The sequence below is a fragment of the Micromonospora sp. KC213 genome (assembly GCF_004348325.1).
In the GTDB taxonomy this organism is placed as follows: Bacteria; Actinomycetota; Actinomycetes; order Mycobacteriales; family Micromonosporaceae; genus Micromonospora.
Window position 1 is genome coordinate 1 of sequence record NZ_SMKF01000191.1, and the last position, 10,494, is coordinate 10,494.

13 protein-coding genes and 1 pseudogene are annotated in these 10,494 nt (G+C 74.4%); 11 read left to right on the top strand and 3 right to left on the bottom strand.

Going from position 1 to position 10,494, the window contains the following annotated elements:
* The 5 genes and pseudogenes from E1166_RS26345 to E1166_RS26365 all read left to right on the top strand — a co-directional run.
* Positions 1 to 329: pseudogene (locus E1166_RS26345) on the top strand (L-seryl-tRNA(Sec) selenium transferase); the annotation flags it as partial.
* Between the two features lies 1 nt (position 330).
* Positions 331 to 2,160 (top strand): selenocysteine-specific translation elongation factor, encoded by a 1,830-nt coding sequence (gene selB / locus E1166_RS26350; RefSeq protein ID WP_132342642.1) that lies wholly within the window; start codon positions 331 to 333, stop codon positions 2,158 to 2,160.
* A 4-nt stretch (positions 2,161 to 2,164) separates the two neighbouring features.
* Positions 2,165 to 2,362 (top strand): hypothetical protein, encoded by a 198-nt coding sequence (locus tag E1166_RS26355; protein WP_109944258.1) that lies wholly within the window; start codon positions 2,165 to 2,167, stop codon positions 2,360 to 2,362.
* Positions 2,363 to 2,377: 15 nt separating this feature from the next.
* A complete protein-coding gene (locus E1166_RS26360) occupies positions 2,378 to 3,658 on the top strand; it encodes a hemolysin family protein (protein WP_132342643.1) in 1,281 nt (426 codons plus the stop codon).
* Positions 3,659 to 3,725: 67 nt separating this feature from the next.
* Positions 3,726 to 3,896, top strand: coding sequence for an amidophosphoribosyltransferase (locus E1166_RS26365; protein WP_132261762.1), 171 nt, complete (start codon positions 3,726 to 3,728; stop codon positions 3,894 to 3,896).
* On the opposite strand, the gene E1166_RS26370 is transcribed toward E1166_RS26365, so the two are convergent.
* Entirely contained in the window at positions 3,889 to 4,542 is a 654-nt protein-coding gene (locus E1166_RS26370; RefSeq protein ID WP_132342644.1) for a hypothetical protein, read from the bottom strand. The genes E1166_RS26365 and E1166_RS26370 overlap by 8 nt on opposite strands.
* Before the next feature lie 130 nt (positions 4,543 to 4,672).
* Here E1166_RS26370 and E1166_RS26375 point away from each other — a divergent pair, with 130 nt between their 5' ends.
* Positions 4,673 to 4,876: a hypothetical protein gene (locus tag E1166_RS26375; protein ID WP_243710524.1), complete on the top strand. Its 204-nt coding sequence runs from the start codon at positions 4,673 to 4,675 to the stop codon at positions 4,874 to 4,876.
* A 77-nt stretch (positions 4,877 to 4,953) separates the two neighbouring features.
* Here E1166_RS26375 and E1166_RS26380 read toward each other — a convergent pair whose 3' ends face one another.
* Together E1166_RS26380 and E1166_RS26385 are read right to left on the bottom strand one after the other, a co-directional pair.
* Complete coding sequence (locus E1166_RS26380) at positions 4,954 to 5,163, bottom strand: phosphatidylethanolamine-binding protein (protein WP_132261753.1); 210 nt, start codon at positions 5,161 to 5,163, stop codon at positions 4,954 to 4,956.
* Positions 5,164 to 5,238: 75 nt separating this feature from the next.
* The gene (locus E1166_RS26385) at positions 5,239 to 6,120 is read right to left on the bottom strand and encodes a universal stress protein (RefSeq protein ID WP_132342646.1); all 882 of its coding nucleotides are present in this window, start codon (positions 6,118 to 6,120) and stop codon (positions 5,239 to 5,241) included.
* Positions 6,121 to 6,466: 346 nt separating this feature from the next.
* On the opposite strand from E1166_RS26385, the gene E1166_RS26390 reads away from it, so the two are divergent.
* From E1166_RS26390 to E1166_RS26410, 5 genes are all read left to right on the top strand, one after another.
* Positions 6,467 to 7,645: a PP2C family protein-serine/threonine phosphatase gene (locus E1166_RS26390; RefSeq protein WP_132261747.1), complete on the top strand. Its 1,179-nt coding sequence runs from the start codon at positions 6,467 to 6,469 to the stop codon at positions 7,643 to 7,645.
* A 45-nt stretch (positions 7,646 to 7,690) separates the two neighbouring features.
* Positions 7,691 to 8,155, top strand: coding sequence for a MarR family transcriptional regulator (locus tag E1166_RS26395; RefSeq protein WP_132261745.1), 465 nt, complete (start codon positions 7,691 to 7,693; stop codon positions 8,153 to 8,155).
* A 281-nt stretch (positions 8,156 to 8,436) separates the two neighbouring features.
* Positions 8,437 to 9,078 (top strand): CDP-alcohol phosphatidyltransferase family protein, encoded by a 642-nt coding sequence (locus E1166_RS26400; RefSeq protein ID WP_132342647.1) that lies wholly within the window; start codon positions 8,437 to 8,439, stop codon positions 9,076 to 9,078.
* On the top strand, positions 9,075 to 10,022 hold the full coding sequence (locus E1166_RS26405) for a DUF881 domain-containing protein (protein ID WP_132342648.1): 948 nt from the start codon (positions 9,075 to 9,077) through the stop codon (positions 10,020 to 10,022). The genes E1166_RS26400 and E1166_RS26405 overlap by 4 nt, the downstream gene beginning before the upstream one ends.
* Positions 10,019 to 10,351 (top strand): small basic family protein, encoded by a 333-nt coding sequence (locus tag E1166_RS26410; protein ID WP_067311500.1) that lies wholly within the window; start codon positions 10,019 to 10,021, stop codon positions 10,349 to 10,351. The genes E1166_RS26405 and E1166_RS26410 overlap by 4 nt, the downstream gene beginning before the upstream one ends.
* Positions 10,352 to 10,494: the final 143 nt, after the last annotated feature.

Consider the following 10,494-nt stretch of genomic DNA (forward strand, 5'->3'; position numbering starts at 1 on the left):
CCCCCGACACCCCCACCCGGGCCGCCCTGCACGCCGACCCGGCCGCGCTGCGCGCCCGTGCCGAACGGCTCCGCGACGCTCTGCGCGCCGACGGCTGCCCGGCCGAGGTGGTGCGCAGCGTCGCCGTGGTCGGCGGCGGCGGCGCGCCCGGCGTCGAACTGGAATCCTGGGCGGTGAGCCTGCCCGAGGCGTACGCCGTGCCGCTGCGCCACGGGGATCCGCCGGTGTTCGGCCGGGTGACGCGCGGCCGCCTCCTGCTGGACCTGCGCTGCGTGCCGGCCGCCGCGGACGACACGCTGCGCGTCGCGGTCCGCCGGGCGGCCGGCTGACATGCACGTCGTCGCCACCGCCGGCCACGTCGACCACGGCAAGTCCACCCTGGTGCGGGCCCTGACCGGGATGGAACCCGACCGGTGGGCCGAGGAACGCCGCCGGGGCATGACCATCGACCTCGGTTTCGCCTGGAGCACCCTGCCCTCCGGCACCACGGTCGCCTTCGTCGACGTACCCGGGCACGAGCGGTTCGTGCCGAACATGCTCGCCGGCGTCGGCCCGGTGCCCGCCGTGTTGATGGTGGTGGCCGCCGACGAGGGCTGGATGCCGCAGTCCGCCGAGCACCTGGCCGCGCTGGACGCGCTCGGGGTGTCGTACGGGCTGCTCGCGGTGACCCGCGCGGACCTGGCCGACCCGCGGCCGGCGATCGAGGCGGCGCGGGCCCACCTCGCGGGCACCTCACTCGGCGCGGTCGAGGCGGTCGCGGTCAGCGGCGTCACCGGCGCCGGTCTGCCGCACCTGCGCGCCGCCCTGGACCGGCTGATCGCCCGGCTGCCGCCGCCGGCGGTCCACGCCCCGGTGCGGCTCTGGGTGGACCGGTCGTTCACCATCCGGGGCAGCGGCACGGTGGTCACCGGCACCCTCGGCGGCGGCCGGCTGCGTGTCGGTGACCAGCTCGAACTCGCTGCCACCGGCGAGCCGGTCCGGGTTCGTGGCCTGCACCGGCTGGGCGTGGCCCGGGACCGGGTCGAGGCGGTGGCCCGGGTGGCGGTCAACCTGCGCGGCGTGCCGAAGGACCGGCTGGCCCGGGGCGACACCCTGCTCACCCCCGGCCGGTTCCGGCTGACCGAGCTGCTCGACGGGCGGCTGGCCGGGGACCCGGCCAGCGACTTGCCCGCCACGCTCACCCTGCACGTCGGCTCGGCGGCCGTGCCGGTGCGGGTGCGCCCGCTGGGCGTGGACACCGTACGGCTGCGGCTGGCCCGGCCGCTGCCGCTGCTCATCGGTGACCGGGCGGTGCTGCGCGACCCGGGCCGGCATCACGTGTCCGGCGGGGTGACCGTGCTGGACGTGAATCCGCCGCCGCTGACCCGCCGCGGGGCCGCCGCCGCCCGCGCGCAGGTGCTGACCGGCCTGGACGGACGCGCGGACCTGGCCGGGGAGCTGCGCCGCCGCCGGCTGGCCCGGGCCACGGACCTGACCCGGATGGGCGTCCCGGTGACCGCCGACCCGGTGGCGGGGGACTGGCTCGCCGACCCGGAGTACTGGCGAGGGCTGGGCGACCGGCTCGTCGAGGAGGCCACCCGGTATGTCCACGCGCACCCGCTGGAGCCCGGGGTGCCGGTCGAGGCGCTGCGCCGGATGCTGGGTCTACCCGACCGGGGGCTGGTCGAGGCCCTGGTGCGCCCGCCGCTGGCGCTGCGCGCCGGCCGGGTGACCGTCGGGCCGGTCGACACGCTGCCGGAGCCGGTGGCCCGGGCCGTGCGGCGCATCCACACCGAGTACGCCGACCACCCGTTCCGTGCCCCCGAGGCCGACCACCTCGCCGCCCTCGGCCTGGGCCCGCGCGAACTCGGGGCGGCGGTACGCGCCGGCGCACTGCTGCGGCTCGCCGACACCGTGGTGCTGCTGCCCGGCGCCCTCGACCAGGCGGCCGAGGTGCTGGCGGCCCTGCCGCAGCCGTTCACGCTCAGCGCCGCCCGGCAGGCGCTGGACACCACCCGCCGGGTGGCCGTGCCGCTGCTGGAACTGCTGGACCGGCGTGGGGCCACCCGCCGGCTGCCCGACGACACCCGGCAGGTGCTCGCGCCGCGTACCCTGCCCGAGGCCGGCGCGGGCGTTCGCGCCGAAGCCGCTCCGCCGGTGCCGCCACGTCGCCTACCGTGACGCCATGGACCCTTCGGCGGTCTGGCGGGACAAGAACCACCGCTGGCGAATCGAGGCGTACCGGGCGCCGGATCTCAGGTTCGCCATCTTCGCCACCAACGGCACCACCGAGTCCGCCCCGCTGTGGCTGTTCGGCATGGCGGCGTTGGCCCGCTGGCTGATGACCCACGCCATCTCCCTGGACGACCTGGAGAACGACTGACCGGAAAGGGGCGCGATGGGCGGTCAACTCGCGTTGGTGGCCGTGCTGGTGCTGGTCAACGCCGCTCTGTCGGGCAGCGAGATGGCGCTGGTGACGTTGCGCGAGGGGCAGTTGCGTCGGCTCGGCCGGGCCGGGCGGGCCGGGGCCCGGTTGACCCGGCTGTCCCGCGAGCCGAACCGCTACCTGGCGACCATCCAACTCGGCATCACCCTCGCCGGTTTCCTCGCCTCGGCGGCCGCGGCGGTCACGCTCGCCGAGCCACTGCTCGCTCCGCTGGGTTTCCTCGGCGCGCTCGCCCGTCCGGCGGCGGTGGTGCTGGTGACCGTGTTGCTCACCTTCGTCACCCTCGTCGCCGGGGAGCTGGTCCCGAAACGGTTGGCGATGCAGCGGGCGGAACGCTGGGCGCTGCTCAGCGCGCCGCCACTGGACCTGCTCGCCGGGTTGTCCCGCCCGGCGGTCTGGCTGCTCAGCCGCAGCACCGACCTGCTGGTCCGGCTCGCCGGTGGCGATCCCCGGGCCAGCCGCGCGGAGATGACCGAGGACGAGCTGCGGGAGACGCTGGTCAGCCAGCGGGGCCTGTCGGCACAGCAGCGGGAGATCCTCGCCGGGGCCTTCGACATCGCCGGGCGGACCCTGCGCGAGGTCCTGGTAACCCGCCGGCACGTCACCATGCTCCCGGCCGACCTGGCCCCGTCGGAGGCGATGCGGCGGCTCGCCGCCGCCGGCCGGTCCCGGGCGCCGGTGGTCGGCCCCGACGGGCTGGACGACGTGTGCGGCGTGGTGCACATCCGGGACCTGGTCGGCGCTGGCGGAGACACCACCGGCCGGCGGGCCCGTCCGCCGGTGCTGCTGCCCGGCACGCTGCCGGTCGCCGAGGCGATGCGGCAGCTGCGCGAACGCCACGAACAGCTCGCCCTGGTGGTCGACGAGTACGGCGGGATCGACGGCCTGGTCACCATGGAGGATCTGCTGGAGGAGGTGGTGGGCGAACTGTACGACGAGACCGACCGCGACGTGCGCGGCGTGGTCCGGGAGGCCGGCGGGGCGTTGCTGCTGCCCGGGGACTTCCCACTGCACGACCTGCCGGACGTCGGTGTCCGGCTGACCTTCCCCCTGTCGCGCGACTACACCACCGTCGCCGGACTGGTCCTGGCCGGCCTGGGGCGGTTGCCGGCCGGCGCGGGGGACACGGTGCGGCTGCCGGGGCTCACCGTCGAGGTGGTCGAGGTGGCCGACCGGGCGGTACGCCGGGTGCGGGTACGCGGTCCCGCCGTCACCGTCGACCCGGACGGGTGAGCGCCGCCGCGACCACCGACCCGGCCGCCCGATCGGGCGTACCGTCCGGGGCGTGAAGGACCGTGGCATGCGGACGTTCCTGGCGGTGCTCGCCGGGCTCGCGGTGATCTACTTCGGGGTGACCGGGCGGGACTCCACCGCGGAGGGAGGCGGGGTCTCCGGCGGGATCGTGCTGCTCGCCGTGCTGGCCGCGCTGCTGGTCTGGCATCTCACCAAGCCGAGCCAGCCGGTCAAGTGACGCCGGCGGCGTGACTGATCTCGTCGGCGGATTCGGCACCGAGCGCGACCCGGACCAGCGCCGAGGCGAACCGCCCGAACTCCGCCGCTTCGACCAGCTCGGCCAGCCGGCGCGGGTCGGCCGGTAGTCCCAGCCGCTTCGCCCCGGCCAGGCTCCGGCGGTCGGCGTACGGGCGCACGTCCGGCCAGACCGCCTGCACCTCGCGTAGGAAGATGTCCGCGCCGGTCGGGCCGATGCCGGGGAACTCGGTGAGCAGCGGCCGCAGCCGATCGGGCTTTCCGGCCGCCTCGCGGTGCATCCGCCGCAGGTCACCGTGCCAGCGGTCCAGGCAGAGCTCGGCACCGGTGCCGAGCATCGTCGCGGTCCGTTCGTCGTAGCGTCGGTAGTGTCCGCGGCCCAGGGCGTCGACCCGTTCCTGCCAGTTCGCCACCCGCATCGCCCGGGGCGTCCGCCAGCCCGCGGCGAACAGTTCCCGGGCGGCGGCCACCGCCACCTGCGCCCGGATCCGGGTGCTCAGCAACGTGGCGAGCACCAGCAGTTGGTAGAGCGGGCCGGGCCGGTCGGCGAGGTGGATGCCGGCTTCCTCGGCGTACGTGCGGGCCTGCCGGTCCAGCAGCGCCCGGGCCAGTCGCTGTTGTTCACCCATCCGTCCGGACTACCCGCTGCGGGACCGGTCAGCCGGGCCGGCGGCGGCGAGCATGCCGGCCACACCGGTGGGTATCCGAAGCCGGTGCGTGGCCTCGCCGGTCGCGTCCCCACCCGGAAGGAGACACGTGGTGCAACCGCAGCAGGAGGAGTTCCGCCGTAACGACAAGGGAGCCACCAGCCAGGACAGCAAGGGCCCCCGGCCGACCGGCCATCCGCGTAACAAGACCCATTCGACCGGTGACCGCGGCCGGCCCGTCCCGAAGGGACAGGTCTCACCCTACGGCCCGGCCGGTGAGCCGGTGGCCGATGACGACAGCGACGTGCCGGGCTGACGGCCTGCCGGCGATGGCGCGGCACGACGAGCGACGGCCGGCAGCGCCGCGCCGCCGGCCCGCTGCGGCTCCCGTCCTCACTTCGGGTCGCCGGGCTCACGTTCACCCTTGGGTCCGAAGGTCCGGTCGCCCCGGGCCATGCCACGCTGTCCGCGATCCTCCTGGAGAATCCGGTTGGCGACCTGGTTCGCCTCCTGGTCGGCCGCCCGGCCGGACTGCTCGATGAGGTCGCGCAGCCGCGCCCGTTCCTTGTCGTAGGCGTTGCTTCCGGGCCGTGGTCCTGGCATCGCCGCCTCCCCTCGCCTCGCTGTCACCGTGTGCCGTACCCGGGCGGTCTACCCGTCTGGTCGCCCGCCAACCGCTCACTGCGGGGCGCGGACCACGGCGACCGGGCAGGCACTGTGGTGCAGCAGCCCGTGGCTGACGGAGCCGAGCAGCAGCCCGGTCAGCGCGCCGCGCCCCCGACCCCCGACCACCACCAGCGCCGCTCGCCGCGACGCCTCGACCAGCGTGGGCACCGGCCGGTCCCGGACCGTCTCCCGGGTGACCGGCAGGTCGGGGTGGCGTTGTGCGATGCCGGCGAGCGACTCGGTGAGCACCCGCTGTTCCTCGTCGCGCAGCGCGTCCTGGTCGTAGACCAGCGGCTGGATGTCGCCGGGGCGCGCCGGGGTCGGGTACCGGTACGCGTGCACCGCGTGCAGGGCGGTGCCACGGGACGCGGCCTCTTCGGCGGCGAAGTCCACGGCGGACCGGGACGGCGGCGAACCGTCGACGCCGACCACCACCGGCCCGTCGGTCCTCTCCTCGCCCCGGGCGACCAGCACCGGGCAGTCGGCGTACGTGGCGACCTGGACCGCGACCGAGCCCACCAGCAGGGCGGTGAATCCGCCCAGGCCCCGGTCGCCCAGCACGATCATCGCCGCGGTGGGGGTCTCGCCCAGCAGTACCGCCGACGCCTCGCCGTCGATGATCTCTCCGGTGGTGCGCAGCCCCGGGCGGGTCGCCTCTGCCTCGGCGACCGCCCGCGCCACCACGTCCTCGGCCTGCTGGCGCAGCCCGCTGCCGGGCGGGCCGGCGGTGGGCGGGCCGACCGGCACCCGCAGCAGTGGCCAGATGAAGGCGTGCACCACGCGCAGCGGGCGGCGTCGGAGGTCCGCCTCCACGGCGGCGAGCCGGACGGCCCGCAGCGCCGGCTCCGATCCGTCCACACCCACCACGATTGCCGCGCCGTCCGCCGAGTTCACGTCCGTCCACCCCCTGCCGGCCAGTATCGCCGTCGACCGGGTGTCGCCGGGCCGATACCGCCAGTACGGCACCCGTGGTTACGCTGACGGCCGGCGCTGGCCATGATGGGGCCGCAGTTCCGGATGCCCGGCCGGGAGGCTTTCCGGCCGCCGCTGCTCCGGTGGACGTCGGCCGCCGACGGTATCGTCCCGGTGTCGCGGCGGCGGACGGGCGGCGAACCCGCGCCGGACGCGTTCTCCGGCGAGCCGGCCGTCAAGCCGGCGGGCTGACCTGGCCGGTGCGTCGCCCGGTCGGCACCTCCGTATGATTTTTGCTCTACAGCAAGAATCCCTCGGAAGGACGAACATGCCGGATGCGTCCGCGGCGCTGTGCCGTGCGCTGCGCGCGGCCCCACCCGATCAGTTGGTGGAGGCCGTCGACCGGGTCGTACGGTCGCTGTGGGGCGCGTCGCGGGTGGACGTGTTCCTCGCCGACTACCGGATCAGCGGACTCTGGCCGGTGCTCGACCCGAAGCTGCCGGACGCCGGATTCCTCGCTTGCCAGGGCCAGGCGCAGCGCTGTTTCAGCAGCCAGCTGCCGGTCGTGGAGGCTCGGGACGACGGCCACTGCCGGCTCTGGGTGCCGGTCAGTGTCTGGGGTGAGCGGCTCGGGGTGTTGCTGGTCGAGCTGACCGCCCCGCCACAGGCCGACGTCGTCGCCCGACTCGCCGAGGTGGCCGGCGACCTGGCCACCTCGCTGCGCGCGGCGGACCGGGAGACCGACCGGTACCGGCGGGTGCGGCGCCGGGAGCGGTTGAGCATGGCCGCCGAGATGCAGTGGGATCTGCTGCCCGGGCGCAGCCTGCGGCACGAGGCGTTCCTGCTGGCTGGGCAGCTCGAACCGGCGTACACGGTGGGTGGTGACCACTTCGACTGGACGGTCGACGAGGGGTTGCTCACCCTCAGCGTGCTCAACGGCACCGGCGCCGGGATCGGCGCCGCCCTGCTGACCGCGCTGACCGTGAACGCGATGCGCAACGCCCGCCGCTCCGGGGGTGGCCTGGTGGAGCAGGCGGAGCTGGCCTCGGACACGATCTTCTACCAGCATCGTGGGCAGCGGCACGTGGCCACGCTGCTGCTGGCGGTGGAGGCCGCGAGCGGGCGGGTCCGCGCCGTGGACGCCGGTTCGCCGCATCTGCTGCGGCTGCGCGGCGCCACGGTGAGCCGGATCGAGCTGGAGCAGCAGCTGCCGTTGGGCATGTTCGCCGAGAGCCGGTACACGGTGCAGGAGTTCGACCTGGAGCCGGGGGACCGGCTGTTCGTGGTCAGCGACGGGGTGTACGCCGCGCAGCCGGGGGGCCAGGAGGCGTACGGCGAGCGGGCGATGGCGCGGTCGATGCGGTCGACGCGGTTGCAGCCGGCGACGGAGGCGGTTGGTACGGTGATGCGCGAACTGTTCGCCTACCATGCCGAGACGGATCTGCGTGACGACGCCGTCGTCGTCTGTCTGGATTGGCACGGGATTCACGGTCCGGGCGGGCGGTGAGACGGTGGGCCACGTACGAGCGGACAATCGCAGGGGACACAGCGGGTGGAGCGACCTCCGAATCTTGCGGCGGCGATCGACGCGGCGGCCGGGGCCCTGATCGGGGTGCTCGAGTCGGCTACCTCGCGGCATCATGTGACCGTTTCGCCGACCCAGTTGCGGGTGCTCTTCCTGATCACCGAGCGGCCGGAGACCAATGTGAACCGGCTGGCCGAGCTGTTGGACGTCGTACCGTCGTCGGCGAGCCGGCTCTGCGACCGGCTGGAGGCCACCGGCCTGCTGCGCCGGGTGGCCGACCCGCGCGACCGGCGGGAGGTCCGACTGGTGCCCACCGCAGCGGCGCAGACCCTGCTGCGGGAACTGAAGGAGCGCCGCCACCAGGCGGTACAGGCGGTGCTGGACCGGATGCCGCAGCGGACCCAGCACGAGCTGCTGCTGGCCCTGATGGCGTTCGCGCAGGCGGCGGAGGTGGCAGCCGCACCCGCGGACGCGCCCGCCCGTACCGCGTGATCCATTTCGTTCCGCCCCACCCACTAGCTTCCTAGGACGCTTTGGAGGTGGTGACGCAGCACACACCCCAGGGACGCAAACCGGCAGACCAGGCCGAGAGACATGAGGCCGATATAGTGGCTGCGCAACTCGCCGGTCGGGGCCACGGGCCCACCACCGGCAACCAGGGGGAGGTCCCAGCCCGGGATCGCCGAGGCGCCGGTGTTGGCCGGCCCGTCAGCGCGCACGTCCCACCGAGGTGTCCCACCGGGCACCAGGTGTGTGCTGCGGAGGGAGGTTCGGTGTCGCGTCGCCCCGTTCGGGCGGAGTCCCCGCAGGACACGGGCGGGCTCGTGGTCGTCGGTGACCGGGTGCTGACCCTGCCGAATCTGATCAGTTTTGTCCGACTGCTCGGCGTGCCCCTGTTCCTCTATCTGTTCCTGGTGGTGCGGGCCGACGTACCGGCGCTGGTGGTGCTCGCGGTCGGCGGCACCACCGACTGGGTGGACGGTTGGGTCGCCCGCCGGCTGGGCCAGGTCAGCCGGCTCGGGGAGTTGCTGGATCCCCTCGCCGACCGGCTGTACATCCTGGCCACGTTGCTCGCCTTCACCGCCCGGGAGGTGGTGCCGTGGCAGTTCACCGCGGCGCTGCTGGCCCGGGAACTGCTGCTGCTGGGCTCGCTGGCGGTGTTGCGTCGGCACGGCTACGGTCCGCCGCCGGTGCACTACGTGGGCAAGACGGCGACCTTCCTGCTCCTTGCCGCCTTCCCGGTCCTGTTGCTGGCCGTCTCGGTCGCGCCGGTGGCGACGGCCGCCTCGGCGATCGGCTGGGGGCTGGCCTGGTGGGGGCTGGTGCTCTACTGGGTGGCCGGCGCGATGTATGTGCTCCAGGCCGGCCGGCTGGTGCGTTCGGCGCGCGCCAGGTCCGGGGGAGGGGCGGCATGAGCGGCGGCCCGGACTCCGGCGGTCGTCCGCCGCGGACGTTCACGCCGGATTTCCTCACCGAACTGTTCCGCAATCCGTTGGATCCGGGGTACGCCGACGCGGCGGCCCGGCGGCGGGAGTCGCCGCCGGCGTCCGGGTGGCGTGCCGGTTGCGCGCGGTCGGTCAGCGTGCTGGTGGTGGTGGCGGTGGGATTCTTGTTCGCCGTGGCGTACCGGGAGACGCTCGCCGAGGAGCCGAGCCGTAGTCAGGCGCGGGCCGGGTTGATCGCGCAGATCAAGCAGCGGGAGGCGGAGACCGACGAGATGACCGTCCGCGCGGACCGGCTGCGCGAGGAAGTGAACCGGCACCGGGATGCGGCGCTGAGTGGTTCGCAGGCGGCCCGGTTGCGCAACCTGGAGGCGGGCACCGGTCTGGGCCGGGTGCGGGGGGACGGCGTGGTGGTGCGGTTGGTCGACGCGCCGCGGGAGGGCGACGCGGTGACCGGTGGCTCGGACGCGGGTCCGGACCGGGTGATCTACTCCGACCTGCAGAAGGTGGCCAACGACCTGTGGGCTGCGGGCGCGGAGGCGGTGGCGATCAACGGGCAGCGGTTGACGGCGACATCGACGATCCGGTCGGCGGGTGCGGCGATCCTGGTGGACTTCCGGCCGGTGACGAGTCCGTACGAGGTGTCGGCGATCGGGCCGGGGTCGATGCGGGACAGGTTCGAGGAGAGCCGGTCGGCGTACCTGATGCGTCGGGTGGCGAAGCAGACGGGTCTGTCGTTCGAGGTGCGGGAGGTCGAGGATCTGGTGCTGCCGGCGGCGCCGGAACCACGGCTACGCTACGCGGAGCCGTCGGTCGGTCCGAGCGCGTCGCCGTCGGGTTCGGCCGTGAACGGTTCGTCCAGTCCCGGGCCGCCGGTTCCGGGTACGTCGCTCAGTCCTTCCGGAGGTGTCCGATGATCGCGGTGCTGGCGTTGCTCGCCGGTGTGGTGCTGGGGATCTACCTGGATCCGACGGTGCCTGCCGCGTTGCAGCCGTACCTGCCGATCGCGGTGGTGGCCGCGTTGGACGCGGTGTTCGGCGGGGTGCGGGCGAAGTTGGACCGGATTTTCGATGACAAGCAGTTCGTGGTGTCGTTCATCTCGAACGTGCTGGTGGCGGGCCTGATCGTGTATCTGGGCGACCAGTTGGGGGTGGGCGGTCAGTTGTCCACGGGTGTGGTGGTCGTGCTGGGGGTGCGGATCTTCGGCAACGTGGCGGCGATTCGTCGTCACCTGTTCCGGGCGTAGGTTTGTCAGGATGGACGACGAGCAGCGCGAGACCGGGACGGGATGGCCGCAGCCGGCGGTGCCGGAGCCTGTTGGTGAGCCGGACCCGCGGCCGGAGGCACCGGATCCGGATGAGATGAGCCCGTTGGCTCCGGTGGAGGAGC